This window comes from Erythrobacter rubeus, from assembly GCF_014705715.1.
Lineage (GTDB): Bacteria > Pseudomonadota > Alphaproteobacteria > Sphingomonadales > Sphingomonadaceae > Erythrobacter > Erythrobacter rubeus.
The window spans coordinates 1,739,127-1,765,952 of the sequence record NZ_JACXLC010000001.1 but is presented as its reverse complement, the minus strand read 5'-3'; the positions used below and the strand labels follow the sequence as shown (position 1 = coordinate 1,765,952).

Sequence of the window (26,826 nt, the reverse complement as noted above, 5' to 3'; positions counted from 1 at the left end):
TTGCAGCTGCGTCGTCTCGCCCTATCTGGACCTGATGTCGAAAACGCCCGCCGGCACTCCGCACAATCCGCAAGGGGCCGAACGCTTTAACGAGGAGCGCGCGGCCTACACGGTTGCGCGCGCACAGCCGAACCTCGAAGCCGGAGTGACCGCAATCCGGGAGACGGTGAAGACGCTCAAGCCGGTGCCCGGGGTTTACCGGATGCTCGATGCGCGCGGCGACGTTCTTTATGTAGGCAAGGCGCGCAGTCTCAAGGCTCGAGTGGCGAACTACGCGCAGGTTGCGGGGCTGAGCGGGCGGCTGCAGCGGATGGTGAGTCAGTGCCGGTCGATGGAGATCGTCACCACCAATTCCGAGGCTGAGGCACTGTTGCTAGAAGCGCAGCTGATTAAGCGGTTCCGTCCGCCCTTCAATGTGCTGCTGCGGGATGACAAGAGCTTTCCGTTCATCCTGCTCAGGGGCGATCACAAATTTCCGCGCATTCACAAGCATCGCGGCGCGCGACGGGCGAAGGGCAATTATTATGGGCCGTTCGCCAGCGCTGGCAGCGTCAACACAACGCTCAACGCACTACAGAAGCTGTTTCTGCTGCGGTCGTGCACTGACAGCTTCTTCAACAATCGCGACCGGCCCTGCCTGCTCTATCAGATAAAGAGGTGCTCGGCGCCGTGCGTAGACCGTATCTCAGAGGAGGATTACGAAGGGCTGGTCCGCCAGGCCAAGGACTTCCTCGCGGGAAAGTCGGGGAAGGTGCAGGCCGATCTTGAAAAGCAGATGGCGAAAGCGGCGCAAGACCTCGATTTCGAGACTGCAGCGATCCTGCGTGACCGGCTGCGCGCGGCGACCTTTATCCAAGGCTCACAGGCCATTAATGCCAGCGGAGTGGGCGATGCGGACGTGTTCGCGCTTTCGGCCAAGGGCGGTCACATCGCGGTGCAGGCGTTTTTCATACGCGGCGGGCAAAACTGGGGGCACCGCGCCTTTTTTCCGGCGCACATCAAGGACATCGACGAAGCGCAGGTCCTCGCCGATGTGATGCTGCAATTCTACGAGGAGGTACCGCCGCCGGCGACTGTCCTTGTCGATCGCGAATTGCCTGAGCAGGAACTCATCGAGGCGGCTCTGTCGGAACTTGCCGACAGGAAAGTGCAGCTGTCGATCCCTCAACGCGGCGACCGTCGGAAGCTTATGGAGCAGGCGAGCCGTAACGCGGTGGAGGCGCTGGACCGGCGCTTGGCGGAAACGGGAACCAAGGCGAGGGTCAATCGCGAGCTCGCCGAGTTTCTTGAATTGGATGCGCCGGCCGAGCGTATCGAAGTGTACGACAACAGCCACATTCAGGGCGCGAAAGCCGTCGGGGCGATGATCGTCGCGAGCCCCGAAGGTTTCGAAAAGTCGCAATATCGCAAGTTCAACATCCGCGAAGCGCAGACCAACGATGATTTCGCGATGATGCGCGAGGTCATGCAGCGGCGTTTCACCCGCGCGATGAAGGACGACCCCGACCGTGAGCGCGCCGGAATTTGGCCCGATCTCGTCCTTATCGATGGCGGGAAGGGGCAGCTATCGAGCGTGATGGAAGTGCTGGGTGAGCTTGGGATCGAAGACCTGCCCGTAATCGGCATCGCCAAGGGCCCGCATCATGGCCGCGAGGGGCGCGAGGTCTTCCATTTCCCGGATGGCCGCGAAAAAACCCTTCCGACCAATTCGAAATTGCTCTTCTACCTTCAGACACTCCGCGACGAGGTGCACCGTTTCGCCATCGGAGCGCACCGCGCGAAACGTTCGAAAGCGATCACCGCCTCACCGCTCGATGAAATTCCTGGCATCGGCCCGGCGCGCAAGCGGGCGCTGCTGCTTCACTTCGGCACCGCGAGCAAGGTCCGCGCCGCCGCGCTGGAAGATCTGCAAAGGGCCCCTGGGGTGAGCGATAAGGTCGCTCAACAAATTTACGATTTCTATCATGCTGGCGCTTAGGGTGATCGCGCAATCGATGTCGTGACATTGCAGCATTTGCTACCTAGCGTTGGAAATGAAGACGAATTCGGGAAGAAACGTGACGACCAATCTACCAAGTGACGCCGCGGCAGTTGAAGCCGCTGACGCCGCGAAACCACTCGACCCGCGCAAGCTTGCGCGTGATCTTGCAAAGTTCCGCACGCCCAATTCGGCGCGCAGTTGGTGGGAATTTGCGATCACGATCGTGCCGTTCGTCGCGCTTTTCGGGTTTCTTCTAAGCGCCGTTTCTGCCGGATATTATCTCGCGCTGTTGGCCACACCGCTGGCTGGCCTGTTTCTTTTGCGGCTGTTCATCATCCAACACGATTGCGGCCATGGTGCCTACTTCGAAGATCGGAAGACAAATGACTGGCTTGGGCGCGCGATTGGTGTGCTGACGCTAACGCCGTATGATTGCTGGCGCAGATCGCACGCGCTGCACCATGCGAGCACGGGCAATCTCGACGCGCGCGGATTTGGTGATGTCGACACGCTCACGGTGCGCGAATTCCGCGAGAAATCGTGGCTAGGGCGCTTCGGCTATCGGCTGTACCGGCATCCGATCGTCCTGCTCGGTTTGGGCCCGGCCTATCTCTTCATGCTGCGCCACAGGCTTCCTATCGGGCTCATGAAAGCGGGATCGATTTACTGGATCAGCGCCATGGCGACCAATGCGATGATCGCGGTCATTATGATCGGTCTGATCATTCAGTTCGGATTGATGGCGACGGTGCTGGTGTTTGTACCGGTCCTGCTGACCGCTGCTTCGGTAGGGGTATGGCTGTTCTACATCCAGCATCAGTTCGAAGATGCGCATTGGGACCACGCCAAAGAGTGGACGTTCCACGATGCAGCTCTTCTTGGAAGCTCCTATCTTGAGTTGCCGATTGGCTTGCGCTGGTTCACCGCAAATATCGGTATCCACCACGTCCACCATCTCGCCAGTCGCATACCGTTTTACCGGCTGCCCAACGTGCTCAAGGCACATCCCGAGCTGACCGAGGTGAACCGCTTTACGACCCGCCAGACGATCAAGCCTCTGCTGCTGACCTTGTGGGATGAAAACCGCCGCAAGCTGGTGAGCTTTCGCGAGGCGGCTCGTTTGCCCGCTTAGCGCCGCGGCCAAATCCAGGCGCAAAAAAGCCCGGCTCAGCACATGAGCCGGGCTCTTAATTTTTGGCGTCAATGAAGCCGCGGACTTACTTCGGGTAAGTCCAGGTCGTCCCGCGCTCCAGGTTTTCGCTTGCGAAAGCCCAGTTCAGCTTCGAACCGACAACTGCATCGAGATAGGCCGGACGCTTGTTCTGGTGATCGAGATAATATGCGTGTTCCCACAGATCGATGACGAGGAGCGGATTCACGCCATCGTGATCGGCGAGAGTGTCGCCGTCATGGGTCTCTTCGATCGCGAGACCGCCGTTCTTTTCGGCAAGCCACACCCAACCGCTGGCGAAGTGGCCTGCGCCGCGATCCTTGAGCTTTTCCTTGAGACCGTCGACCGATCCGAAAGAGCTTTCGATCATCGATTTCAGCTGATCTGACGGCGCAGTTTCGCTTTCGGCCATGGAATGCCAGTAAAACGCGTGGTTCCAGCTTTGTGCCGAGTTGTTGAATAGACCCTGGTCGCTATCGCGCGCCGCGCCAATTACATCCTCGAGCGACTTGTCAGCATGTGCGGTGCCTTCAATCGCGCTGTTGGTCTTGTCGATATAAGCCTGGTGATGCTTGCCATAGTGATATGACAGGGTCTCGGCTGAAATCGCAGGATCCAGAGCTGTATCGGGATAGGGAAGATCAATCAGGTTAAACGCCATTTGCGGGCCTCTCTTATTCACGGAGTTGAAGTCTTGTTTGGTGAACGCCTCGGCGCGGTAAAAGTTTCAGCTTCTGATCGCAATGCCGAGGGTATTAGCTCACTAGATTCGCGCGCTTGAATTCAGCATCCGATGAAAGCTGCGAATGCTCGACCCAGGTCGAGTGGACGCCGCTCGATATCTTGTGCGGTAGGGCGAGGCGGCAGATCGGTCCTTTGCCAATATCGCCGGCGTCGAGGATTGCACATTCTGACGTGCCGGTATTCTCGTCTATCAGGAATGTGATGAGGTACGCATCGTCTTCCGCCGTGCCTTCTTTCTTCGGAATGACTGGGCTTTCACTCGCATAGATACCGGCTGGGAGCTCGAATACCTGCTCTTCGCCGGATTCCGTGTCATGCCGGACATAGCCGTTGAAGAGAAACCATCCCGGCCGCGTGGTGGTCGACCAGATGAAGCGGTTCTTGCGCATCAGGTAATCGGGATTGATCATTCCGAATTCGACAATGCGATCGGATAGGCGCTCCTCATGGCATTCGCCTGTGCGGAGGTTAAAGCGCCAGCGGTGCAGCCGCGACTGGAAGGAATGCTCGTCGACATACGCCATCATGTGGCTGTATTCGCCTGCATCCTCGATCGGGTCGGGCATCGGTTTGTCTTGATAATACCCTTCGAGCACGACCTCGTCGCCGTCCGGGCCCGATACTTCATAGGCGTTGGTCCAGTGCAGCACATAAGTGGGTGAGGCCTCGAACCAGCGAATATCCTGGGGCTCGCCATGCCTCGGGATGAGAGCAAAGCGGGTCGGCACTCCGTCATGAATGCGCGCTGAGTGGATGTCGCGCTTCAGCAATTCCTCATCCCAGAACAGCGGCATGTCATTGAGGATCGACCAGTTCTTGGTGATGGCCATGTCGTGCGGCAGGCGCGGACCCGGTAGCGGGATCGGCACGTAATGCACCAGCTTTCCAGCCCGATCGATTACGCCGTAATGCATGAACGGTGCGTGCTTCGAATAATTGAAGAACATCAGCTCTCCGGTCGCTTCGTCCACTTTGGGATGCGCGGAAACTCCGTCTAGCGGTCCCCATGGGGCCTTGCCGAGATTATCCAAAGTGACCGGGTCCATCTGCCAAGCCTCTCCGCATTGGTAGAAGGTCGCCAACGCCACGCCTGCATGGACGACGATGTCGGTGCTTCCTGTATCCTTGAGGCTGCCATGCGCGCCGAAGCCGGGGCGTTTCGATAGAGCAGGCGCGTCCATCAATCCGCCCCACAACGCGCCACCCGCCATCTGCTCTTCGGTAAAGCACTGTGTCCGAACGAACCGGTTGCGATAGCTAGCCTTGCCGCCCGAGATGCTGACCTGATGGATCATCGCGTCGCCATCGAAAGGGTGGTGTCGGCCGAGCGGCTGGTGCACGGGATTTTCCGTGTTACGCAGATAAATGCCGTCGATATCCTCCGGAATCTCGCCTTCGATCACTTCAAGCTGATCGACGCCAACCTCTTCGTGCAGTGGCGTCCAAGGTCCCGAGAGATAGGGATGATTGGACGGCTTAAGCGTTGTCTTGACTGGCGGCTCTCGCGTGATCTGCATGGCGCAACTCTCCTGACTTCGCGATCCTAGCGCAGGTGGCTGCGCAAGAGAACTGCGATAAATCGCCACTCAAATTTGATCTCGATCAAGGCAGCTCGGCTCCAAGAAGCGCATGGTGTTGTCCAACACCAAAGGAGAGCCCCATGAAATCTATTCTTGTTCACGCTGCCGACGATAATTGCATGGAAGCCCGGATGCAGGTCGCGCTCGACATTGCCCGGGCCACCGGCGCACATATTACCTTCTTGCAGGCGGTAAGTTTCGAGGTATTCGCCCCCGGCGATTTTTATGGATCGGCCATGGCAGCGGCCATGCCGCGTATCCGGGAAGCGGCGAAAGAGCTTCGCGAAAAGATTGAGACCGATCTCGCCAACGAAGACGCCGCCTGGGAATGGCAGTTCATGTACGGCATGGCGGAAAACCGACTGCTCGAACAATCCGCGCTGCACGACCTCATTCTGGTCGGCCCGAGAGATGTCGGCGAGGAAGGTTCGCACCGCCCCTCGGCCATGGTCGGAAGCCTGGTCATGAAAGCTCCCATTCCCGTAATGGTCGTACCGAAGGAGACCAAACGGCTGGACCTCAACGCGCCGGTCATGGTTGCGTGGAACGGTTCATCCGAAGCATGCGTTGCGCTGCGGGCAGCGGTTCCGCTGCTCGCCCTTGCGAGCGAAGTGCACCTCGTCAGCGTGGCCGAAGAAAACGACAAGGAACGCTTCGATTTCCCAGCGACCGAAGGCGCGAAATATCTCAGCCGTCACGGGATCGAGGCCGAGATAGTCGAAATACCACGCGGCGAGGCGAAGATTTCGGACACTCTGTTCGCCGCAGCTGAAAAACGTGGCTGCGCGATGATGGTCATGGGTGCTTATGGACATTCCCGCTTGGCTGAGATGCTACTCGGCGGTGTGACCCGTAGGTCCCTGACCGATCCACAGCTTCCGATGTTCCTCGCCCATTAAAGCGCGCGGGTTCAATCGCTACTAGTGGATTTGCTCTTTCGCCTGCGCATCATGCCTTCTTGCGCGACACTCGCAACTAGGTCGCCTGCGCGGTTGAAGATTCGCCCGCGATTGAAACCGCGCCCGCTCCCGGACCACGGTGCATCGGTCGCATAGAGCAGCCATTCATCGGCGCGGGCCTCTTTGTGAAACCAGATTGCGTGATCAAGGCTCGCGCCGACGAGTTCGCCGCGCATCCATGAAAGGCCGTGCGGCAGGGCGCTGGTGCCGAGCAATGTGTAGTCGCTGGCATAGGTGATAATCGCGCGGTGCAGGTCGGGATCGTCCGGAAGCGGCGCGGCGGTCTTGAACCAGGTATGCGCCCGCGGTTCGCGCGGTTCGGAATTCATCCAGTGGAGCCTGTCGATCGTGCGCATTTCGATCGGGCGGGGGCGCAGCATGAGCGCACGCTGTGCGTCCGAAAGCTTGTAGCCCATCTTGTCCGCCATGATCCGGCGCATTTCCATGTCGGATTTAAGCTCTTCCGGGGGCGCTACATCTGGCATGGGGGAATCGACGTGCTCCATGCCGTCTTCTGCGACCTGAAAGCTGGCGGTAAGGTTGAGGATCGGTGTGCTGGTGCCATCCTCATTCTCCTGCGCTGCCACGACCCGGCGGTTCGAGAAGCTGCGCCCGTCGAAGTCCCGCTCGATCCGGTATTCGATTGGAATGCCTTCCTTGCCGCCGCGCAGAAAGTAGGCGTGGAGCGAGTGGGCGGTCTTGTCGTCGGTGATCGAAGCCTGCGCAGCCTGAAGCGCCTGCGCTAGCACCTGTCCACCGAACACGCGTCCGACGCCGCCTTTCTGCGGATGTCCGGCATAAATGTCAGCTGCACGCTTCTCGGCGGTCAAGAGCCGGACGAGGCCGGCCACGAGATCCGCCGGTGCTGCACTCTCGTTCGATGCCATATCCTGTCGTCTCCGCCTTCTAAACCTCTTGCGGTCGGGGCAGGGCCCAACAGCAAACGCAAATCGACGCGGGCGCTAAGGAACGCCCGCGTCGATCTGGTAGTCAGATTGTACGCTTAATCCAAATTCAAAAGAGGCGGCGGGCTATCGCCGTCCGACGGCACGTATGCCGGGTTGTATTTGTCGAGCCACGCAACGGCTTCGTTGATCCACTGCATGTGTACATCGTCGTATGGCAGGTTGTGCGTGCCCTGCTCCTGCACGATGTACTTGAAATCGCGTCCTTCGACCTTGCCCGATTTCTTCAGATTGCGAACTAGGACCTCAGCCTGTTCCATGGGAATACGGGCATCACGCTCTGCCGCTACGATGAGTATAGGTGACCATTCACCATCGGTATTGCGCGCTGGCGAAATGCCTTCTGGATCGTCGGAAGTTGCCTGAAATCCGCTGCTGAAGCGACGGAGGTTTTCGGCATCCCACTTGTTCATCAAAGGCATGTCGTAAACGCCCGCTCCGGCGATGGCACACTGCCAAAGATCGGAATCGCGCTGCGCTCCGCGGGCTGCTGCATAGCCGCCATAGGACCAGCCCATGACACAAGCGCGATCCGCATCGACAAGGCCTTTTTGAGCAAAATAGGTAACTGCATCGTTCAGGTCGTCCTACATGCGCTTGCCGTATCCGCCGGGCCTGCGTCCAAGAGATACGAAGTCTTTTCCGTACCCGCCCGAACCGCGGTAGTTCGGCTGGATTACCACATAGCCCTGTTCTGCGATTGCTTGATGCCACGGAAAGAAACCGATTTCTGCACTGTCGATTGCACCGAATGGACCGCCATGGGGCATTACGAGCACTGGGAGATTTCCCTGGCCCTTGCGGTGCCGTGGATAGGTAACGATGGTCTGGATCTTTGTCCCGTCACTTGCGGTGTACCATTCCGCTTTCATGGGGTTTGCGGGCGCGTCCTTCAAAGATGTCTTTTCCCAATTCAGGAGATTGAGCGAACCCGACTGCGTTTCAAACATGAAGTATCCACCGAACTTTGTCATGCCGCCGGCATAGACGACGATTTTGGACAGGTCCGCTGTGTAATCGATGATGACAGCTTCGTCCTTGCCGAAGACCTCCTCGAGCATCGATTTGACAGCCTTAAGATGCGGATCGGTGAAGACCCTGCACATCGTGCCATCAAAAGTTCGATAGCCGAGAACCTTCGACCTGTCTTCATTCAGGATTATCCCCTGAACATCGAACCCGTCGGTTGAAAACACCTTTTCAGTCAGGTCCAAGGTGGTCATGTCCATCTTGTAGACCGCAGTATGTCCCTGATGGTTCGCCAAGGTATAAACCATATTGGTGCCAAGGATGAACATCGAGGGGTCTGGCGCTCCCGACGTCCATGTTTCATCCGCCTGATTGTAAGCGGTCTTCAGATTACGATCGCCCTCGGCTTTAAACATAACGCGGACTTTGCCGCTATCGCCATCGAATCGAGAGCCGGAGCGTACTTCTCCATTGCTGTCGACGCCCCAGTCACGGACTTCCGGATTGGTCCGTTGAACCATCGAGTATTTGCCCGTCGCCACATCTACTTTGACGACTTCTGGAAAACCGTAGCGCGACAGTGATTCCTGGATTGCATCACGCTGCAGCAGATAAGTTCCGGTGTCGTGGTCGATATGTTTGATGAAGCCGGCATCCCCGCCTGCCTTGTCCCACGCTTGCTGCACAAGCTCTCCGCTATGGACATTGCAAGCCACCAGGCGGCGAAAATCGCCGAGCTGTCCTTCGATATTTTCTCGGCTGATCGTCGTAATCACGATGTGATCGTTGCCGATCCAGCGATACCCGCTCATGGTGCGCTCGCCGCTCTCGCGGGCCTCGGATGCGCGGAGGATGGGAGTTAGCTCCTTAGTCTCTAGATTGAGCGTAACCAACATGGATTCGCCATTGGCGGCTGCCGTATAAGCCAGGCGTTTACCGTCTGGCGAGATGCGTACCGTCTGCATGTTGGGCCTGCGCAATGGCCGGAGCAGGTAACACTGCGAATGCGCCAAGCGCGCTGCAGCTCAGGGCAAGCGCGCTTGTCCCGCGAATACGATGTTCTTGAATGTCATGCTAAATCTTGGCGTCCCAGTTTACTCTACGATCCAGGGAACCAGGCAACAGATGACATCCACCAGCGCCGCCCAACAGGACGGCCAGCTGCCGGAAGTGCAAAAGATATTCTTAGTCCCCAAAGGGGATCATGCCATTTTGGAAGTGAACTGCAAGTGAAAACCCCGCCCGGATTGCTCCGAGCGGGGTGAATCTCCCGAAAAATCGGACTGACTTTTTAGTGAGTTCCGGCCAGCGCCGCCAGCAGAAGCAGTGCGACGATGTTCGTGATCTTGATCATCGGGTTCACGGCAGGGCCGGCGGTGTCCTTGTAAGGATCGCCCACGGTATCACCGGTAACGGCAGCCTTGTGAGCTTCCGAACCTTTGCCGCCGTGATTGCCGTCCTCAATGTACTTCTTCGCATTGTCCCATGCGCCGCCGCCAGCGGTCATGGAGAGCGCGACGAACAGGCCGCCGACGATCACGCCGAGGAGCAATGCGCCTAGCGCTGCGAATGCCTCGTTCTGACCTGCAATGAAGTAGATCACGTAATAGGTCACGATTGGTGCAAGCACCGGCAGGAGTGATGGAATGATCATCTCCTTGATCGCAGCCTTGGTGACGAGGTCGACCGTGCGGGCATAGTCTGGACGGCTGGTGCCCGCCATGATGCCGGGATCGTTCGCGAACTGGTCACGCACGTCGACAACCACGTCGCCCGCAGCGCGGCCCACGGCGGTCATGCCCATCGCACCGAACAGGTACGGGAGCAATGCGCCGAGCAGCAGACCGACGATCACGTAAGGATTCTCGAGGCTGAAATTGACTTCAGCGGTCGGGAAGTACTCACGAAGGTCAGCGGTGTAGGCCGCGAACAGAACGAGCGCTGCGAGACCGGCTGAACCAATGGCATAACCCTTGGTCACGGCCTTGGTGGTGTTGCCCACTGCGTCGAGCAGGTCGGTCTTTTCACGAACGCTCTCGTCCAGACCCGCCATCTCGGCGATGCCGCCTGCGTTATCCGTCACCGGACCGTAGGCGTCGAGCGCGACAACCATGCCTGCGAGCGCAAGCATCGCGGTCGCACCGAAGGCGAGGCCGAGCAGACCAGCCAGCTGGTACGCGCCGATGATGGCTGCGATGATGACGATGGTCGGCAGGGCGGTCGATTCAAGGCTGATCGCCAGACCCTGGATCACATTTGTGCCGTGGCCCGTTTCCGATGCCTTGGCGATCGACTTCACCGGACGGAAGTTCGTGCCGGTGTAGTATTCGGTGATCCAGATGATGATGCCTGTCAGCGCAAGGCCTATAAGCGAGCAGTAGAACAGGTCACGCCCCGTGAACTCGACCATGCCGAGTCCAGGGTTGAGGACCGTGTTCATGTCTGCACCAACGGTTCCGAGCGCATAGGCGGTCGCGAACCAGATCAGCGGGATCGCCAGCACGGCGGTCACGATGAAGCCTTTGTACATCGCGCCCATGACATTGGTGCCATTGCCGAGACGCACGAAATACGTGCCGATGATCGAGGTAACGATACATGCGCCGCCGATCAGAAGCGGAAGCGCCATCAATGGCAGCAGCAAATCACCGATATTGGTAAGCAGCAGCGCCATCAGAACCATCGTCGCACCGACGGTGACGACATAGGTCTCGAAGAGGTCAGCCGCCATGCCAGCACAATCGCCAACGTTGTCGCCCACGTTATCGGCGATGGTCGCCGGGTTGCGGGGGTCATCCTCCGGAATGGACGCTTCGACTTTACCGACAAGGTCTGCGCCCACGTCAGCAGCCTTGGTGAAGATACCGCCGCCAAGACGCGCGAAGATCGAAATGAGCGATGCGCCAAATGCGAGGCCGACAAGACCGTCAATCACAGTGCGGCTGTTCACTGCCTGCGCCATCGGACCGATCAGGACGTAGAAGAAGACGGCGATTGCCAGCAGAGCCAGACCGGCAACCAGAAGGCCGGTTATGGCGCCTGCGCGGAATGCAATGGTGAGACCGTTTTGGAGGCCTTTTTCAGCCGCAGCGGCGGTACGCACGTTCGAGCGGACCGAGATGTTCATCCCGATATAGCCCGCCACGCCTGACAGCACAGCGCCGACGATGAAGCCGACCGCTGGAACTACGCCGAGGAAGACCCCGACAAGCACCGCAGCGACTACACCGACGATGCCGATCGTCGTGTATTGACGGTTGAGATAGGCCTGAGCGCCTTCCTGAACCGCTCCGGCGATTTCCTGCATTTTTGCGTTCCCGGCATCAGCGCCGAGAACCTGGCGGCTAGTGACGATGCCGTAGATCACGGCGAGCAGTCCCAGCCCGATAGATATGAGTATTAGGTCCACGAATTATCCCCTCTCGTGACGCGGAAATATGTTTGGGAAATGCGCCTGATTAAAAGATCCCGCTTTATGATTAGGCGGCGCAAGGACGCACAGTCATACGGGCTAGCTTCAAGCTGACAAGCCTCAAAGACGGACGACCTGGCCCGTTTCACCAGTTTTGGGAGGAAATAAGCGCCCTGACAGGCCTAGCCGTGCTGATACCCCAGCTCGTCGGGCTCTGCTAAGGCCTCTTTGTCGAGGATCAGCGGAGCGTCTCCGCGCTCTACCACCTGGCCGATCACGGCCGCCTTTACCGGGGGATCGCAGCCGGACGGGAGGGTGAAGAGCAGCTCGTAATCATCTCCCCAGCGCATGCAGTCGAGTGCACGATCGCGATCGGCGACCGGGACGGCCAAGCTTTCGATCGAGAAGGTCGTGCCGCTTGCTTCGGCCATTCTGAAGGCATCGAGTAGCAGGCCGTCCGATATGTCCATCATCCCGCCCACTATGGGCGCGAGCGCAATTCCTTCCTCGATCCGCGGTTCCGGCCGCTCAAACGCAAGGCGATGCTCCGCAGAACCTTCGAAGCCGAGCATTGCGCGTCCAATGGAGCCTGTGACGAAGATGCTCTGACCGGGCTTTGCGCCGCTGCGGGAAGGGACCGGCGTGCTGGTCGCTCGCCCAATCGCGGTAAGGCTGAAGGTGCTCGCCCCGGTTGACGCAATGGTGTCCCCGCCCATCAGAGGAACGCCGTAGGTGGTGAGCGCGGCTCGCAGACCTTCGATAAAGCGCTGATCGTTCCCGCCAAGCGCGTGGCCCAGCAGCACACCGACCGGCCTCGCACCTTTAGATGCTAAATCCGATAGATTGAGGGCGACAAGCTTCCACGCGACGTCGGCAAGGTCGGCATTACGGCGGAAGTGAGTGTCCTCCGCCATCACGTCGTGATTGAGGACAAGCGTCTCACCGCCAATCTCGATCAGCGCGCAGTCATCCCTGAGATCGCGCGCTCCGGGATGTAGCGGTAGCGTACGCAGCGCCGCCAGAAATTCGGCTTCGGTCATCATCGCAGCAGCTCTAGCATGGCGGTCCGTAGCTAGAAAATCAGCGGCGCGCATCCTTCGCCACCGCATCGAGAATCCCGTTCACGAACTTCGCCTCGCGGTCGTCGAAAAACGCCTTTGCTACGTCGACATATTCGCTGATCGCTGTGGCCGTTGGCACGTCGGCACGGGCAAGCAGCTCATATGCGCCCCCGCGCAGCACCTGCAGCATGGTTTTGTCCAGCCGAGCGAGCGTCCAGCCCGCCGCGAGCTTGTCGGTCAGCAATGCATCGATCTCATCGCGCCGGGCATCGACCCCGCGAACGAGATCGTCGAAAAACTCCACCTCGGCATCGGCGAAAACTTCGCCCTCATGTTCTTCGTCATCGACTTCCCGGCCCAGCCGGTGCTGGTGGAATTCGTCAAGCAGCTTGGCGAGCGGTGTTTTTTCCATTTGCTGCTGATAAAGCGCCTGCACCGCAGCAAGACGAGCGGTCGAGCGCGCTGTCGATCGGGCGGTTGTATTCATTTGCTTCGAAGCTCCACCGATCTGGCATGTGCTGGCAGGCCTTCCGCATGCGCGAGGGTAGCGGCTGCAGGACCAATTGCCGCGAAGGACGCGTCGTCGAGTCCGAGAAAACTGGTCCGCTTCATGAAATCGAGCACAGACAGGCCGCTCGAAAAACGAGCGCGCCGACCGGTTGGCAGTACGTGGTTGGGCCCGGCGACATAATCGCCGATCGCCTCGGGCGTCATCCGGCCGAGGAAGACGCTGCCAGCATGTTTGATGAGTGGAAGCATGGCCTCGGGATTGTCGATGGCAAGCTCGACATGCTCGGCTGCAAGCCGGTTGGCGAGGGCAGGCGCTTCCGATTCGAGATCGTTCACGACGATCACCGCGCCATTGGCCTCCCAACTTTCTTGCGCAGTCTTTGCAGTCGAAAGCTGGTTCAATTGCAACCTTACGCAATCGGCGACGAGCGAACCGAAACCAGCGTCGTCCGTGATGAGGATCGATTGCGACGTTGGATCATGCTCCGCCTGGCTAAGCAGGTCTGCGGCGATCCAGTCCGGATCGTTCTCGCCATCTGCGATCACCAGAATTTCGGATGGCCCCGCCACCATGTCGATCCCGACAACGCCGTAAAGCTGCCGCTTTGCCTCGGCGACATAAGCATTGCCGGGGCCGGTGATCACATCGACTGGCTTTATCCGCTCTGTCCCGTAGGCGAGGGCACCAAGCGCGTGCGCCCCGCCGACGCGCCAGATTTCATCGATCCCGGCTATATGCGCGGCGGCCAGAACGGTTGGATTGCTGTCCCCGCGCGGTGTCGGCGTGACGACTACAAGCCGCTCCACCCCTGCCACGCGCGCGGGTATCGCGTTCATAAGCAGCGAAGAGGGATAGGCCGCCCGACCGCCAGGCACATAAAGACCTGCTGCATCGACCGGACGCCAGATCGAACCGAGGCGCACGCCTGCTTCGTCCGTATAATCACGATCCGATGGGAGCTGCGCTTCGTGATAGGACCGGATGCGCTTCGCCGCGAGATCGAGAGCGTCCCGCAGCTCTGTATCCAGGCCGTCATAGGCCTCCTTGCACCGCTCGGGCGTGATGACCCAGTCCTCATCCAATGCGAGGGTGTAGCTGTCGAAACGCTGGCTGTATTCGACCAGGGCGTGATCGCCGCGAGATTTGACAGCTGTCAGAATGGCGGACACGCGCCCGGCAACATCCTCGTCCGTTTCGCGGCGAGCATTGACCAGACGAGTGAATTTCTTCTGAAAGTCGGGATCAAGTGTGGAGAGGGTCTGCATCAGGCTGCCTTTTCGGTTCGAGCCTGCGCATCGGCGCGGAAGGCTGCAACCAGATCCGCCACCCTCGGATCCTGCTTGAGCGCTGCCCGATTGACGATCAGGCGCGCGGAGATGTCGATAATGCGGCTGGTTTCAACCAAGCCGTTCTGTTTGAGCGTTCGCCCGGTCGAGACAAGATCGACGATCTGCCGGGCCAGCCCAAGCGAAGGCGCAAGTTCCATCGCGCCGTTGAGCTTCACGCACTCGGCCTGAATGCCTGCCTTCTCGAAATGCTTGCGCGTGAGGTTCGGATACTTCGTGGCAACACGCAGGTGGCTGACCCCTGCGCGATCCTCGGCATCGCTCTCCAATCGCGCGACCGATAGGCGGCAATGGCCGATATCGAGATCGACCGGAGCATAAAGGTCTGCGTAATCGAACTCCTCGATCACGTCTGAGCCCACTATGCCAATCTGGGCTGCTCCGTGAGCGACAAAGGTCGCGACGTCGAAAGCACGCACACGGATCAGGCGCATATCGCTGCGGTCGGTGTCGAAGGAAAGCGAGCGGTTGGACTTGTCGTGAAAGCCATCCTCGGGCACCACGCCGGCACGCGCCATCACCGGCAGCGCCTCATCGAGAATGCGCCCCTTGGGGACAGCGAAGGTCAGCTGCCCGAATGTGTCGTTTGCTTGTTCACCGGTCATTGCGCGGCGGCAAATAGGCATTCGAGGATGAAAGAGCAATCAAAAGGGGGCACTATGAGTGACGCGAAGATCATGGCGATCGAAGAGTTCGCCGAAGCGCTCGAATGGCAGGCCGCCCATGCGGAGAAAAACAACGCCCCTTGTACGGCACGCGTCATTCGCGCGCTGGCCAAGGTCAGAGAGGGAAACACGGCAACCGGCAGGCGCATCGCCGGTTGGGAGGGGCTTACGCTAAAGGATGCCATGCCTCTGCGGATGGCTGGCGGGTTGCATCACCTTCTGTTGTCTGGCGAAGATGAACGCTTGGCGCGTGTTTATTCAGGGCAAATCACCGATCAGGGACAGATCGACGCATTGGTGTGCGAGCTGGTCGAAACATACGACACCCAGCTGCTGCCTTGGCTCGATGGACCGCCGCAGACCAATGAAGCGGGACGCGCAGCAAGCATAATGAGCAGCCTGCTCTGGATTGCGCAGCGCGCGGCGCCGCAATTCGATCTGTTCGAACTGGGTGCCAGCGCGGGCGTCCTGACCATGCTTGAACGCTATCGTTTCAACCTGGGCGGAACCGAAGTCGGACCACCAGGTTCGCCGATGCGGGTTTGTCCTGAATGGCGAGGCGAAGGGGCCCCGCCGCCGCCGCCGGGCGATTTCAGAATTGTTTCCGTAAAAGGTTGCGACCTGGCTCCGATCGATCTCAGTGATCCCGCAAGTGCTCTAAAGCTCAGAAGTTATGTCTGGCCGGACGCGCCGGGCCGCATGGCGCGGATCGATGCGGCGATCGAACTGGCGAAGGCAAACCCGCCTGATCTCGTCAAACAGGATGCTGGAGATTTTGTTGCCCAAATGCTCGCGCGACCGCAGGCAGCCGGCACGACCCGCGCGATGTTTCACTCGATCATGTGGCAATACATGCCCGCCGAAACGCAGGCCGCAATCAGTGCGCGGTTCGAGGAGACAGGAAAGGAGGCGAGCAAAGATCGACCGCTGGCCTGGGTCTCGCTTGAGACTGACCCCAAGACGTTTCGCCATGAATTGACAGTGCGTCTATGGACCGGTGCTGAACATAGCGGCGAGCCCGTACTCCTCAGCCATGCCCATCCGCATGGCGCGTGGGTGGAGTGGCTGGACGGGCATTAAGGTTGCAATTTGAAACTTGATTTGATATAGCGTCGCAATGGCCGAACCGCTTCTTTATTCCGACCTGACCTTAGAGGACGCTCTTCATCAATTTCGCGAAGACAATGGTTTAAACACCAAGTATCGCGATATGCGGAAGACAGCGCAAGAACACTTCGAAAGGCACGACATCATCCACGTCCTTTTCGGGCTCGATACGAGCATGCGACAAGAGGCCCAGGCAGATGGCTGGACGCTGTTTGGGACGGACATTTCAATCGGCGATATCAAGGCTTTCTTCGATCTTCCCGAAGAAAAGGAGCTGATCGAAGATATCGGATGGTGGCCGATCACGAAGACGTACTTTCGAGCGTTTCCCGACTATTTTCGCATCGCATGGAAGTCTCGAAAGCTTCGCAAGAAATGGAAATGGGCTGGCAATCGGGCTTACCGGTCTAAAACCGTCGCTGCCATACGACGGGAATTCGGGATTCTGCGCGCCCTCGGCTGACACTAGCTCGCGAGAAAGGCCTCCATCGCGCTGTTGACTTTCTCAGGCGCTTCCCATGGTACGAAGTGCCCGCAATCGGGCACGCGCTCGATCGTTAACGGCTCGACGAGGTCCTCCAGCCCTTGAAGGTTTTCGGGCGGCAGAGCGAGGTCGTCGAGCGCCCAAATCACCAGCGTCGGTATGGTTAGCTTGGGAAGCTGTGGTGGGGTGTAGTCCGCCGGTACCTCAAACGGCTCATCCATGGTCGGGACAGTCATCGGGCTTGCGCGGTAATAGTTGAGCATTCCGAACGCCGCATCCCGGTTCTGCCAATCGCGGAGCAAGGCCGCCCGCTCCTCCGGCTCCATTGCGCTGGGGCGATCCCACTTGACCTCTTGCAGCATCAGTCCGGTCAGCCCCTGATCCTTTACCAAGGGATCGTTCGCAGGATCGCGGAATCCGCGGATGTATTGGCTCGCCTCGCGCTGGACAGGGTTCGTGTAGAGGAGTGTCTGGAAGATTGCCGGGTGCGGCGCGTTCGCGATAACCGCGCGCTCTACTCGCATGTGCTGACCGCCTAGCGCCACGCCCCAGGCGATCGCGCCGCCCCAATCGTGGCCGACGATCGTGAATTTCGGGATCGAGAGCGCGTCGGCGAGCAAAAAGATATCGCCGATCAGCTTGTCCGGCGTGTAGGCATCGACATCCTGCGGCTTCGAAGATCCGCGGTAGCCGCGCTGATCGGGCGCGATACAGCGGAACCAGTCCTTAAAATGCGCGATCTGGTGCCGCCAAGTGCGATGGCTTTCGGGAAAACCGTGAAGGAAGATGAGAACGGGCGCGTCGACCGGTCCTTCGTCTACCACATCGAGATGTATCCCGTTGGCAAGCTCGACACGCTTCTGCTCCATTGCCGTCAGCCCTCGCTTTCCATCTTTTCCATGTAACCGCTGGCGACCATCGCCGCGACCTGATCGAACAGCTCGTCGGGTGTGCGGCGCAGTTCACCCATACCGGCTTCGGCTCCCTGTGCGACGATGATTTCTCGCTCGCCCGCTGCGATCCCGTCCAGCATTGCCTTGGCCGCATCGGGGGCGGGGATACCTTCGTCGATCACCCTGTCGCTTCGCCCGCGCTTGCTGCCGTCGCCGACCATCGCGTTGCGCGCAACGTCGGTCGCGACGGAGCCGGGGTAGATCACATGCACGCCGACGCCAGTTTGCGAAAGCTCTGCCCGCAGCGCATCGCCATAGCCCGCCAGCCCGAATTTCACCGCGCTGTAGGCCGTGCGCATCGGCACGCCGACTTTTCCGGCAATGGAGGAGATGAAGGCGAGGGCACCCGAGCCGCGCTCGACCATGTGGCCGATCAGGCCCTGGGAAAAGGCTATCTGTGCTGTCAGGTCGATATCGATGATGTCGCGGTAGACCTGCATATCGGTGTTCAGTGCCCGGCTGCGCTGCGACACGCCTGCATTGGCAAACGCGACATCGACCCCGCCTTTCCACGCGATTGCATCCGCCGTCGCGGCCGCAAGCGCGTCGTCATCGCGCACATCGAAGGGAAGAACGAGCGTTTCGCCGCATTCCGCCGCGACCTTATCGAGGCGCTCTCGATTCCGCCCGGACAAAACGATATGCGCGCTGCGTGCCGCCGCATCCCTCGCCAGCGCTGCACCTATTCCCGATGACGCGCCTGTGATCCAGACGACCTTGCCAGCATAATCCATTGCTCTCTCCCAAACCGATTTCAGGGATAGCTGACCGTCTTGGGCACTTCCGGCAAGGGGATAAATTCTTCGTCGTCGCCCGGGACCTTTGGGAACCGGCCTTCGCGCCAGTCTTCTTTCGCCTGCTGTATGCGCTCCCGGTCGGAGCTGACGAAGTTCCAGAACACGTGGCGCTTGGTGTTGAAGGCTTCCCCGCCGAGCAGCATGACGCGCGCGCCATCGCGGCTGGAAAGTGTCATTTCGGCTCCCGGTGCGAGCACCGCCAGCTCGAATGAGCCAAGCGATACCCCGTCGATTTCGGCTTCGCCCCCGACGAGGATCACCGCGCGTTCATCGGCGTTTGCTTCGATCGGTATTGTGCCGCCTGGTCCGAGCAGGATTTCGGCATAGATCGTGTCGGCATAGGTCGTGGTTGCCGCGCTTTCACCCCACAGATTGCCCATGATCACCCACGCCTTTGCGGCTTTGTCTTCGATCATCGGCAGATCCTTAACCGCCTCGAAAGCCGGATCGATCTCTTCCCGTCCGTCGGGCAGAGCGAGCCATGTCTGCGTGCCGTAAAGCATCGGTCCCCTGGCTTTCTCTTCCTGCGGTGAACGCTCAGAATGCACGATGCCCCGCCCAGCGGTCATGAGGTTCACCGTGCCGGGCCTGATCGTCGAGAATGATCCGATGCTGTCGCGGTGATCGATCGCGCCCTGAAACAGCCAAGTGACAGTCGCAAGATTGATATGCGGATGCGGGCGCACGTCCATGCCGGTTCCGATATCGAGCTGACCGGGGCCGAATTCGTCAACGAAGATAAATGGACCTACCATTGTGCGCTGTCTTGACGGGAGCACACGCCGAACCTCGAACTGGCCCAGATCGTGAGTGGTCGGCGTGATTGTTTCGGTGATCATCCTGCGAGCTCCCTCTCAATGAGTTCCGCAAGGTTTTCAGGAAAAAGCGCCTCGTGCCAATCGGAAAGTTCGGCGAGGGTGAACCAGCGATGCTGTGTCATCAACCTTTGTTCGAGCTCGGTATGATGCGAAGTGTCGATTGCGGCCTCTTTGGCGCGCACGAGAAAGTAGCGCTCGTCACCTTGCACAGGTTCGCCTTCGACTGTGACGAATTCCGGTGTGGTTCGGGCGATCTGCCGACCGGGATCCGTTACAATGCCCGTCTCCTCGAAGAGCTCGCGCGTCGCCGCGTCCTCGAAGCTTTCGCCCGCCTCACATTCGCCGCCAGTGGTCACCCAGAAAGGCGGGCGATCGGGCACGTCGAAACGGAACATCAGAGCCCGGTCTTCCGGATCGAGCACGATGATCCTCGCCGATCGGCGCAGGCGCTTTGCGGGATTGAGATCGGCCATCAGGCCGGCGCACTTGCCTTGATCGCGACCGCGTGGACCCGCTCGCCGACGATATCGCCGAGGGCGGCAATCACCGCGCGCTGACGGGCGAGCCGGTTCATCGGCGTAAACGCATCCGCCTCGATCAGAATCGTGAAATGCGATTCGCCCGACCCGTCATCGCCGGAGTGTCCTGCGTGGCTGGCGCTGTCGTTGATGATGTCGAGTTTCGACGGCGTGAAAGCTTCTGTCAGCCGCTCCCGCATTTCCTCGGCGATTGTTCCGCTCATTCCCGATTGTCCCTTTTGCAATCACGTGATGGTTGGAATCTGGTGCGCAAGTCACCATTCTCAACCCTTATGCGTTCTGCAAAGTTCCACGGCCGTCACGAAACCGAAGACCGCGTCTGCGAGCATCCGACATGCCGCAACGCTGGTGAATTTCGTGCGCCGGGATATCGTCCCAACGGTTTTGATGGACCGGGCGAATGGCGCTGGTTTTGCCTCGACCATATCCGCGAATTCAATGCAGGCTACGACTGGTTCGAAGGTATGACTGCAGAGGAAATTCTCTCAGCCCAGTCCCCTGCCAGCGGATGGCGCACCGAAAGTGCGGCGTTTTCGCCCAAGGCAGCGGTGGACGGTATGCCGCGTTGGGCCGATTTCGACGATCCGCTCAATGCGATTGCGGCGCGCGCGAGCGGCATTCGCAGCCGCGCCGAGCGCGAAGCCCGAATGGCCATGGACGGGCGTTTTTCGAAAGACGAGGCCCAGGCTCTGGAAACGATGGGTCTTGGCAGCAACACAGACCGGCGGCGGCTGCGTCGGCGCTATTCCGAGCTTGTTCGCCGGTATCATCCCGACCGCAACGGTGGGGATCGCCAATACGAAGTGCGCCTGAACAAAGTCGTAGAGGCGTATCAACTGCTGAGGAAGAGCGCTGCCATCGCCTAACCTGTGGCGCTGTCCTCGATCAGCTTGGCGTCGATTGCGTTGGCTTCCGAATAAGTTGGGCGATCGGTCACGCGCTCGACATAGGCCTTGAACGCAGGCGTTTCAGGGATCGAACCGAACCGCAGGCCCCACACGAACTGACTGCCTACATAGGTGTCGGCCATGGTGAAGCGCTTCCCCGCCACGAAATCGTTGCCAGAAAGCCAGTCCTCCATCGCCGACAGCGCAAGTTCGAGGCTGCCGAATCCCGCCATGCCGGTCCGCTCTTTCGGTACCTTCCAGTCCATCGCCTGCGCAACCACCGCTTGTTCGAGCGGACCGGCGGCGAAAAAGAGCCAGCGAAAGTAGGCTGCCTTCTCGTGTGCGTCGGGAAGCAAGCCTTTATCGGGATGCGTTTCGGCGAGATAGTGATTGATCGCCGCCGCTTCGGTGATGACGAGATCGTGGCCACCATGGTGATGGACCAGAGCGGGCACCTTGTTCATCGGATTGATCTTGGTGAAGTTGTCAGGCCGAGAGGCAAATTCGAAGACGACCTGATCATAGTCTGCGCCTGCTTCGTGCAGTGCCCAGCGCGAAATCTGACCGCGGCTCATCGCCACAGTGTAGAAAGTGAATTCCGCCATCGTCAGCGTCCTATCTGCCCAGCGTATAGATCGGTTTGAAGCTGCCATAGATGAGCCGCTTGCCAGCGAACGGCATCTCATCAGGCGGTTCCATTTCTCCACTCTCCTCCATTGCCTTCGCCGCGCTTTCACAGGTTTCCTTGTCCGGCCAAACGACCCACGAGAAGACTATTTTCTCGCCTTCCTCGGCCTTCACTGCCTTCCGAAAATCGGTATGCGAGCCTTCGGGAAGATCGTCTTCGATTATCTCGACGATCTCAAGCGCCCCATATCTCTGGAACATTTCGCCAGCCTGTCGCGCCATGTCGATATAGGCGTCTTCTTTGCCCGGCAGCAGCGGAATAACGAAGCCTTGAATATGCATGATCGGTCTCCTCCCGGAGATGCATAATGCCTCAATTCTGACGAAACGCCCAGCGCAATGTCCGGCCCACGCCCCATGTCGCTGCGCGGGCGGGCAGGGCGGTCATCATCGGACGTCTCAAGCGCAGCATTGCGCGCGCCCATTCGGGCAGCATCGCCACCGCTTCGGCCCCGATCATCGTCTGCAATGCGGGCGGGGTGCCTTTCGGGCGCTGGCTGAGGACCAGCTGAGCCACTTCGCGCGCCTCTGGCGAAGCGCGTAAATCGCTGCGGAGCTCCCGGAAGATGGCGTCTGCCTCGTTCTGCGTTTCCGGCACTGGATCGGCGCCAAGCGCGCGGGCGATGACAGCAAACTGGCGGTAATACTCATCGCGGTCGGCGTAAGGCATGTCGGGGCGCACGTGTCTGACATATCCTGCAAGAAAGCTCTGCGCTTCGACGACATGCACCCACGCTAGAGTGCGCGGATTGCTGGCATTATAGGGCGTGCCATCCGGCAGCGTGCCGCCCACTTTCGCATGGATGCGGTTTACCCGCTCGATCGCCTTCATCGCTTCGTCACGGTGGCCGAAAGTCGTCACCGCGATGAATTTGGCTGTCCGGCGCAAGCGGCCGTGCATGTCCTCGCGGAAGTTGGAATGATCGAGCACCCCCTGAAGCGCGTGCGGATGAAGCATTTGGAGAAGCAGCCCGCGAATGCCGCCCGTCATCATGCCGACGAGATCAGCATGGACCATGCGGATAGGGGTGTCGCGTTCGAACAGCGCATCATCGGAAGGCGGAACCGGCTTTTGACCTTGCGAAGTGTCGTTGAAAACGCCGCGCACCTGCTCGACGAGCTTTAAGCGCAGAGTTTCAATCGGGTCGGCCATTTCGCCAATGTAATCACAATGATCGCATTTTTCGAGCGCGCGGGCCCTTTATTCCGCCGATCCGCGAGACCATCTGCGAGAGATGCAGATTAATGCCGATTTCGATGAAGCTGTGGCGATCCACACCGACCAGCTTGAGTGGCAGGCATCACCGATGGCGGGAGTAGAGCGGCGAATGCTCGACCGCATGGGCGATGAGGTCGCGCGCGCGACGTCGATCGTCCGCTACGCCGCTGGTAGCGCCTTTTCCGAACATACCCATTCGGGCGGGGAGGAGTTTATCGTCCTTGAAGGTGTCTTCCAGGACGAGCACGGCGACTATCCGGCAGGCACCTACGTCCGCAATCCGATTGGCACGCACCACATCCCGCGCTCCGATCCGGGCTGCACGATCTTCGTGAAGCTCTGGCAATTCGACGAAGCCGATCAGGACCAGATCGCGGTCGATCTCGGTGCATTGGCGACTACGCCCGATCCGCAGCGGCCCGGCGTCCGTACTGCCGTGGTGGCCAAGCGCTCGTATGAGGAAGTCGCGGTCGAGGATTGGAGCGCTGGCGCCGCGGTCAGGCTCGAGAGCGAAGGCGGATTTGAGCTGCTGGTGCTGTCAGGATCGATCGATCATGCGAGCGAGACCTATGCCGCGCAGGACTGGCTTCGCTGGCCACCCGGCCAATCGGCGGTTTTGGTAGCTGGCAGCGAAGACGCTCGCTTATGGATCAAGCGCGGGCACCTCGCGTCGATCCGGGTTCCTGGCAGATAGGCCAAGAAAAATAGCCTTACTTGTAAATTTAGCAGGCCGAGCCGTCTTGCGGCGCAGGCTCATGCGCTTTAACCGGGGCGCGCAATGAACTCACATTCCTCAGAAGAATTCGCCGGCGCCAGCGCCATTCCTTCGAAGCCGGACACGACGGTCGATGTGCGCGACACGTTCGGCATCGATATCGATTGGCAGGTTCCCGCGTTCAGTGAAAATGATGAGCACGTACCGGAATTCGATGACAGCTACGTCTTCGATCCGGACACGACGCTCGCCATTCTGGCAGGCTTTGCGCACAATCGCCGGGTGATGGTTCAGGGCTATCACGGCACCGGTAAATCGACCCATATCGAGCAGGTGGCGGCGCGGCTCAACTGGCCCAGTATCCGCGTGAACCTTGATGCGCATATCAGCCGGATCGATCTGGTCGGGCGCGATGCGATCGTGCTGAAAGACGGGCTGCAGGTGACCGAGTTCAAGGAAGGCATCCTGCCGTGGGCCTTGCAGCATCCGGTGGCGCTGACTTTCGATGAATACGATGCCGGACGTCCGGATGTGATGTTCGTGATCCAGCGTATCCTCGAATTCGATGGCCGCCTGACACTGCTCGATCAGAACCGCGTCATCACCCCTAATCCGTATTTCCGCCTGTTCGCGACGACCAACACCGTCGGTCTTGGCGATACCAGCGGGCTCTATCACGGGACGCAGGCAATCAACCAGGCGCAGATGGACCGGTGGAACATAGTTGTCGCGCTGAACTACCTGCCCGCTGAAACCGAGCAGCAGATCGTCAAATCGAAAACTCCCGAGAGCGATGACGCGCTGATCGCGGATATGGTGAAAGTGGCGGAGCTGACCCGGCAGGGCTTTATGAGCGGCGACATCTCGACCGTGATGAGCCCGCGCACGGTGATCACATGGGCCCAGAATGCCGCGATCTTCAATTCGGTCGGTTTCGCGTTCCGTCTCTCCTTCCTCAACAAATGTGACGAGGCCGAGCGCACGCTGGTGAGCGAGTATTACCAGCGGGTGTTCGACGAGGACCTGCCCGAAAGCGCAGCTCAGGGAAGCTGAGCAAAGCCACTTGCTTGCAGGTGTAATAGACTGCTAATACACTTCGTATGGGCCTGTTTTCGCGATTTCGAAGAAATTCCCGGCAAGATTACGATCGCGGCGGCGAGGCGGGTTACTTTCCGCTGTACGAATCGCAGCGGGCCTACGCCGGTGATGACGAGTTCGAGACTTCGCCCACGCCGCGTTTCTCGCCGGACTATGATAGGTGGGATAGGCGCCTTTCTTCCCTCGACACGGATGTCGAGCGTGAACGGCGAAGGCGGCTGCCGTGGTGGCGGCCATCGAAATATCGCGGACGGCGCAAGCGTTGGTGGGCGATCCGCATTTTCACGGCGGCCGTCCTCCTGTTCGTCGCGCTCATCGCGTGGCTCGCGATCACCGCGCCGCTATCGAAATCGCTCGAGCCGATCGCCGCACCGCAGATAACTCTGCTCGCGAGCGATGGCACGCCGATCGCGCGGAGCGGAGCGATGGTGGATGAGCCGGTGGAAGTGGCGCAATTGCCGCCGCACGTCATTAAAGCGTTTCTCGCGATCGAAGACCGGCGGTTCTATTCGCATTGGGGCGTCGATCCGCGCGGGATCGCCCGCGCTGTCTGGACCGGGCGAGGCGGGGGCAGCACCATCACGCAGCAACTTGCCAAGTTCACCTTCCTGACGCCTGAGCAGACCTTGACCCGCAAGGCGCGCGAAGCGCTGATCGCTTTCTGGCTGGAGAGCTGGCTGACCAAGGACGAGATACTCGAACGCTATCTGTCCAATGCGTATTTCGGAGACAATCAATACGGGCTTCGCGCCGCGTCGATGCATTATTTCTATCGCAAGCCGGAGAACCTGCTGCCGCAGCAAGCGGCGATGCTTGCCGGATTGCTGCAGGCGCCGTCGCGCTACGATCCGACCAAGCATTATGACCGTGCGAAGCGCCGGATGGATCTGGTTGTCGGCGCGATGGTCGCGGAGGGATATCTCACGCAAGCAGAAGCGGCCGCGTTGCCTGCGCCCAAGCTTGATGTGCGCACCCGCGACGACCTGCCCACAGGCACCTACTTCGCTGACTGGGCTCTGCCGATTGCGCGAGAGGGCGTGGAGGCGAGCTATTCGAGGCAAACCTTTCGGACAACGCTCGATTCCGGACTTCAGGAACTCGCTGGACGGGTTACGAGCAAAGCTGCTCTTGGAAACGCGCAGGTCGCGCTCGTAGCAATGCGGCCTACGGGCGAGGTCGTGGCGATGGTCGGGGGCAAGGACTACGCATCCTCGCCTTTCAACCGGGCGACCCAAGCCAGACGACAGCCGGGATCGACATTCAAACTATTCGTCTATCTCGCCGCACTGGAAGCAGGGTGGGAGCCCGACGACACGATCCCCAATACACCCATCGACAAAGGCAGCTACCGACCCAAGAATTCGCGCGACAATTACTCGCCAACGATAACGCTGGAGGATGCGCTGGCCACATCGAGCAATGTCGCCGCCGTTCGTCTGTTCAATGAGATCGGAAGCGAGAACGTCATCCGTACCGCGAGATCGCTCGGCGTGACATCCCCGCTGCCCGAAGGCGATCCGAGCCTTGCTCTGGGCACATCTTCGATGACACTCCTTGAGCTGACGTCCGCTTATGCGGGCGTCGCCGCGAATTCCTTTCCGGTTCGCGCGCACGCCTTCCCAAAAGCGGAAGACAGCTGGTGGGACTGGCTTCTTACGCCGGAGGACAATGTGTCCAGCCGCGCACATGACGATCTGGAGCAAATGCTTCGTGCCGTCATCAATCGCGGCACTGGCAGGGCGGCGACACTGCCGATCGCAAATTATGGGAAGACCGGCACCACCCAAAACAATCGCGACGCGCTTTTCGTTGGCTATGCCGGTGATCTGGTAGTCGGTGTGTGGGTCGGAAATGACGACAATTCACCGCTCGACGGGGTAACCGGCGGCGGATTGCCCGCGCGCATCTGGAAAGACTTCATGCGCGGTGCGCTGTCGCTGCCGTTACCGAAGCCGAGCGCGGCACCAGATCCTGAAGGTCCGATCCAGCCCTTCGACATCGAAGACGGCGCGACCATCCCGCTTGATGAAAACGGCTCGCGCATCAGTTTCGACGATGACGGCATCACGATCAGTACTGAGGTCGAGGGTATTCCGCTCGATTTCCGGCTCGATGACAATGGTCTCGCCGTTGAACCTGCCGATTCCGAAAGATAGCG

General features: G+C 59.8%; 25 protein-coding genes and 1 pseudogene. 9 read left to right on the top strand and 17 right to left on the bottom strand.

Annotated elements, in window-relative coordinates:
- Positions 1-34: 34 nt before the first annotated feature.
- Together uvrC and IB285_RS08750 are read left to right on the top strand one after the other, a co-directional pair.
- Positions 35-1,978 carry an excinuclease ABC subunit UvrC gene (uvrC, locus tag IB285_RS08755; protein WP_190787810.1) on the top strand — a complete coding sequence of 648 codons (1,944 nt, stop codon included), beginning with the start codon at positions 35-37 and terminating at the stop codon, positions 1,976-1,978.
- Positions 1,979-2,033: 55 nt separating this feature from the next.
- The gene (locus tag IB285_RS08750; RefSeq protein ID WP_190787809.1) at positions 2,034-3,113 is read left to right on the top strand and encodes a fatty acid desaturase; all 1,080 of its coding nucleotides are present in this window, start codon (positions 2,034-2,036) and stop codon (positions 3,111-3,113) included.
- Between the two features lie 85 nt (positions 3,114-3,198).
- Here the strand turns inward: IB285_RS08750 and IB285_RS08745 are convergent, their stop codons facing one another.
- Together IB285_RS08745 and IB285_RS08740 are read right to left on the bottom strand one after the other, a co-directional pair.
- Complete coding sequence (locus IB285_RS08745) at positions 3,199-3,813, bottom strand: superoxide dismutase (protein WP_190789053.1); 615 nt, start codon at positions 3,811-3,813, stop codon at positions 3,199-3,201.
- A gap of 94 nt (positions 3,814-3,907) precedes the next feature.
- Complete coding sequence (locus IB285_RS08740) at positions 3,908-5,413, bottom strand: carotenoid oxygenase family protein (RefSeq protein ID WP_190787808.1); 1,506 nt, start codon at positions 5,411-5,413, stop codon at positions 3,908-3,910.
- Between the two features lie 143 nt (positions 5,414-5,556).
- On the opposite strand from IB285_RS08740, the gene IB285_RS08735 reads away from it, so the two are divergent.
- Complete coding sequence (locus IB285_RS08735; RefSeq protein WP_190787807.1) at positions 5,557-6,375, top strand: universal stress protein; 819 nt, start codon at positions 5,557-5,559, stop codon at positions 6,373-6,375.
- Between the two features lie 11 nt (positions 6,376-6,386).
- Here the strand turns inward: IB285_RS08735 and IB285_RS08730 are convergent, their stop codons facing one another.
- From IB285_RS08730 to hisG, 7 genes and pseudogenes are all read right to left on the bottom strand, one after another.
- Positions 6,387-7,322 (bottom strand): acyl-CoA thioesterase, encoded by a 936-nt coding sequence (locus tag IB285_RS08730; RefSeq protein ID WP_190787806.1) that lies wholly within the window; start codon positions 7,320-7,322, stop codon positions 6,387-6,389.
- Between the two features lie 116 nt (positions 7,323-7,438).
- A pseudogene (locus tag IB285_RS15195) lies at positions 7,439-8,785 on the bottom strand (alpha/beta hydrolase family protein).
- Positions 8,786-9,660: 875 nt separating this feature from the next.
- Complete coding sequence (locus IB285_RS08715) at positions 9,661-11,778, bottom strand: sodium-translocating pyrophosphatase (protein ID WP_190787804.1); 2,118 nt, start codon at positions 11,776-11,778, stop codon at positions 9,661-9,663.
- Positions 11,779-11,963: 185 nt separating this feature from the next.
- Positions 11,964-12,821, bottom strand: coding sequence for a thiamine-phosphate kinase (gene thiL / locus IB285_RS08710; RefSeq protein ID WP_190787803.1), 858 nt, complete (start codon positions 12,819-12,821; stop codon positions 11,964-11,966).
- Between the two features lie 40 nt (positions 12,822-12,861).
- Positions 12,862-13,329, bottom strand: a complete 468-nt coding sequence (gene nusB / locus IB285_RS08705) for a transcription antitermination factor NusB (protein WP_190787802.1) — start codon at positions 13,327-13,329, stop codon at positions 12,862-12,864.
- Positions 13,326-14,618, bottom strand: coding sequence for a histidinol dehydrogenase (gene hisD / locus IB285_RS08700; RefSeq protein ID WP_190787801.1), 1,293 nt, complete (start codon positions 14,616-14,618; stop codon positions 13,326-13,328). Before hisD ends, nusB begins: the two co-directional genes overlap by 4 nt.
- Positions 14,618-15,304, bottom strand: a complete 687-nt coding sequence (hisG, locus tag IB285_RS08695; RefSeq protein WP_190787800.1) for an ATP phosphoribosyltransferase — start codon at positions 15,302-15,304, stop codon at positions 14,618-14,620. Before hisG ends, hisD begins: the two co-directional genes overlap by 1 nt.
- A gap of 54 nt (positions 15,305-15,358) precedes the next feature.
- On the opposite strand from hisG, the gene IB285_RS08690 reads away from it, so the two are divergent.
- Together IB285_RS08690 and IB285_RS08685 are read left to right on the top strand one after the other, a co-directional pair.
- Positions 15,359-16,444, top strand: coding sequence for a DUF2332 domain-containing protein (locus IB285_RS08690; protein ID WP_234033100.1), 1,086 nt, complete (start codon positions 15,359-15,361; stop codon positions 16,442-16,444).
- Between the two features lie 37 nt (positions 16,445-16,481).
- Positions 16,482-16,934, top strand: coding sequence for a hypothetical protein (locus tag IB285_RS08685; protein WP_234033099.1), 453 nt, complete (start codon positions 16,482-16,484; stop codon positions 16,932-16,934).
- A gap of 2 nt (positions 16,935-16,936) precedes the next feature.
- On the opposite strand, the gene IB285_RS08680 is transcribed toward IB285_RS08685, so the two are convergent.
- The 5 genes from IB285_RS08680 to IB285_RS08660 are packed head-to-tail and all read right to left on the bottom strand — an operon-like array spanning position 16,937 to position 20,265.
- Positions 16,937-17,824, bottom strand: a complete 888-nt coding sequence (locus tag IB285_RS08680) for an alpha/beta fold hydrolase (RefSeq protein ID WP_190787798.1) — start codon at positions 17,822-17,824, stop codon at positions 16,937-16,939.
- A 5-nt stretch (positions 17,825-17,829) separates the two neighbouring features.
- Complete coding sequence (locus IB285_RS08675) at positions 17,830-18,642, bottom strand: SDR family NAD(P)-dependent oxidoreductase (RefSeq protein ID WP_190787797.1); 813 nt, start codon at positions 18,640-18,642, stop codon at positions 17,830-17,832.
- A gap of 20 nt (positions 18,643-18,662) precedes the next feature.
- The gene (locus tag IB285_RS08670; protein ID WP_190787796.1) at positions 18,663-19,544 is read right to left on the bottom strand and encodes a pirin family protein; all 882 of its coding nucleotides are present in this window, start codon (positions 19,542-19,544) and stop codon (positions 18,663-18,665) included.
- Positions 19,541-19,996, bottom strand: coding sequence for an NUDIX hydrolase (locus tag IB285_RS08665; protein ID WP_190787795.1), 456 nt, complete (start codon positions 19,994-19,996; stop codon positions 19,541-19,543). The genes IB285_RS08670 and IB285_RS08665 overlap by 4 nt, the downstream gene beginning before the upstream one ends.
- The gene (locus IB285_RS08660) at positions 19,996-20,265 is read right to left on the bottom strand and encodes a BolA family protein (RefSeq protein ID WP_190787794.1); all 270 of its coding nucleotides are present in this window, start codon (positions 20,263-20,265) and stop codon (positions 19,996-19,998) included. The genes IB285_RS08665 and IB285_RS08660 overlap by 1 nt, the downstream gene beginning before the upstream one ends.
- Positions 20,266-20,334: 69 nt before the next feature.
- Here IB285_RS08660 and IB285_RS08655 point away from each other — a divergent pair, with 69 nt between their 5' ends.
- Entirely contained in the window at positions 20,335-20,928 is a 594-nt protein-coding gene (locus IB285_RS08655) for a DnaJ domain-containing protein (protein WP_190787793.1), read from the top strand.
- Here IB285_RS08655 and IB285_RS08650 read toward each other — a convergent pair.
- From IB285_RS08650 to IB285_RS08640, 3 genes are read right to left on the bottom strand one after another with little or no spacing between them, the layout of a single operon-like run.
- Positions 20,925-21,554 (bottom strand): glutathione S-transferase family protein, encoded by a 630-nt coding sequence (locus tag IB285_RS08650; RefSeq protein WP_190787792.1) that lies wholly within the window; start codon positions 21,552-21,554, stop codon positions 20,925-20,927. The two genes, IB285_RS08655 and IB285_RS08650, sit on opposite strands and share 4 nt — an antisense overlap.
- A 10-nt stretch (positions 21,555-21,564) precedes the next feature.
- Positions 21,565-21,918: a DUF1428 domain-containing protein gene (locus tag IB285_RS08645; protein ID WP_190787791.1), complete on the bottom strand. Its 354-nt coding sequence runs from the start codon at positions 21,916-21,918 to the stop codon at positions 21,565-21,567.
- 31 nt (positions 21,919-21,949) lie between these two features.
- Positions 21,950-22,789: an oxygenase MpaB family protein gene (locus IB285_RS08640; RefSeq protein ID WP_190787790.1), complete on the bottom strand. Its 840-nt coding sequence runs from the start codon at positions 22,787-22,789 to the stop codon at positions 21,950-21,952.
- An 82-nt stretch (positions 22,790-22,871) separates the two neighbouring features.
- On the opposite strand from IB285_RS08640, the gene IB285_RS08635 reads away from it, so the two are divergent.
- From IB285_RS08635 to IB285_RS08625, 3 genes are all read left to right on the top strand, one after another.
- Complete coding sequence (locus IB285_RS08635) at positions 22,872-23,549, top strand: cupin domain-containing protein (protein WP_190787789.1); 678 nt, start codon at positions 22,872-22,874, stop codon at positions 23,547-23,549.
- A gap of 84 nt (positions 23,550-23,633) precedes the next feature.
- Positions 23,634-24,623 (top strand): cobaltochelatase subunit CobS, encoded by a 990-nt coding sequence (cobS, locus tag IB285_RS08630; RefSeq protein WP_190787788.1) that lies wholly within the window; start codon positions 23,634-23,636, stop codon positions 24,621-24,623.
- A 47-nt stretch (positions 24,624-24,670) separates the two neighbouring features.
- Entirely contained in the window at positions 24,671-26,824 is a 2,154-nt protein-coding gene (locus tag IB285_RS08625; protein WP_190787787.1) for a transglycosylase domain-containing protein, read from the top strand.
- The last annotated feature ends 2 nt before the right edge of the window (positions 26,825-26,826 follow it).

Coding starts and splice junctions, on each gene's coding strand:
- IB285_RS08655 (WP_190787793.1), top strand. CDS start 20,335: ATGCGTTCTGCAAAGTTCCACGGCCGTCACGAAACCGAAGACCGCGTC.
- IB285_RS08745 (WP_190789053.1), bottom strand. CDS start 3,813: ATGGCGTTTAACCTGATTGATCTTCCCTATCCCGATACAGCTCTGGAT.
- hisD (WP_190787801.1), bottom strand. CDS start 14,618: ATGCAGACCCTCTCCACACTTGATCCCGACTTTCAGAAGAAATTCACT.
- IB285_RS08650 (WP_190787792.1), bottom strand. CDS start 21,554: ATGGCGGAATTCACTTTCTACACTGTGGCGATGAGCCGCGGTCAGATT.
- IB285_RS08750 (WP_190787809.1), top strand. CDS start 2,034: ATGAAGACGAATTCGGGAAGAAACGTGACGACCAATCTACCAAGTGAC.
- IB285_RS08635 (WP_190787789.1), top strand. CDS start 22,872: ATGCAGATTAATGCCGATTTCGATGAAGCTGTGGCGATCCACACCGAC.
- IB285_RS08735 (WP_190787807.1), top strand. CDS start 5,557: ATGAAATCTATTCTTGTTCACGCTGCCGACGATAATTGCATGGAAGCC.
- IB285_RS08685 (WP_234033099.1), top strand. CDS start 16,482: ATGGCCGAACCGCTTCTTTATTCCGACCTGACCTTAGAGGACGCTCTT.
- IB285_RS08645 (WP_190787791.1), bottom strand. CDS start 21,918: ATGCATATTCAAGGCTTCGTTATTCCGCTGCTGCCGGGCAAAGAAGAC.
- IB285_RS08670 (WP_190787796.1), bottom strand. CDS start 19,544: ATGATCACCGAAACAATCACGCCGACCACTCACGATCTGGGCCAGTTC.
- IB285_RS08690 (WP_234033100.1), top strand. CDS start 15,359: ATGAGTGACGCGAAGATCATGGCGATCGAAGAGTTCGCCGAAGCGCTC.
- IB285_RS08730 (WP_190787806.1), bottom strand. CDS start 7,322: ATGGCATCGAACGAGAGTGCAGCACCGGCGGATCTCGTGGCCGGCCTC.
- IB285_RS08740 (WP_190787808.1), bottom strand. CDS start 5,413: ATGCAGATCACGCGAGAGCCGCCAGTCAAGACAACGCTTAAGCCGTCC.
- IB285_RS08660 (WP_190787794.1), bottom strand. CDS start 20,265: ATGAGCGGAACAATCGCCGAGGAAATGCGGGAGCGGCTGACAGAAGCT.
- cobS (WP_190787788.1), top strand. CDS start 23,634: ATGAACTCACATTCCTCAGAAGAATTCGCCGGCGCCAGCGCCATTCCT.
- IB285_RS08640 (WP_190787790.1), bottom strand. CDS start 22,789: ATGGCCGACCCGATTGAAACTCTGCGCTTAAAGCTCGTCGAGCAGGTG.
- thiL (WP_190787803.1), bottom strand. CDS start 12,821: ATGACCGAAGCCGAATTTCTGGCGGCGCTGCGTACGCTACCGCTACAT.
- IB285_RS08675 (WP_190787797.1), bottom strand. CDS start 18,642: ATGGATTATGCTGGCAAGGTCGTCTGGATCACAGGCGCGTCATCGGGA.
- IB285_RS08665 (WP_190787795.1), bottom strand. CDS start 19,996: ATGGCCGATCTCAATCCCGCAAAGCGCCTGCGCCGATCGGCGAGGATC.
- uvrC (WP_190787810.1), top strand. CDS start 35: ATGTCGAAAACGCCCGCCGGCACTCCGCACAATCCGCAAGGGGCCGAA.
- nusB (WP_190787802.1), bottom strand. CDS start 13,329: ATGAATACAACCGCCCGATCGACAGCGCGCTCGACCGCTCGTCTTGCT.
- hisG (WP_190787800.1), bottom strand. CDS start 15,304: ATGACCGGTGAACAAGCAAACGACACATTCGGGCAGCTGACCTTCGCT.
- IB285_RS08625 (WP_190787787.1), top strand. CDS start 24,671: ATGGGCCTGTTTTCGCGATTTCGAAGAAATTCCCGGCAAGATTACGAT.
- IB285_RS08680 (WP_190787798.1), bottom strand. CDS start 17,824: ATGGAGCAGAAGCGTGTCGAGCTTGCCAACGGGATACATCTCGATGTG.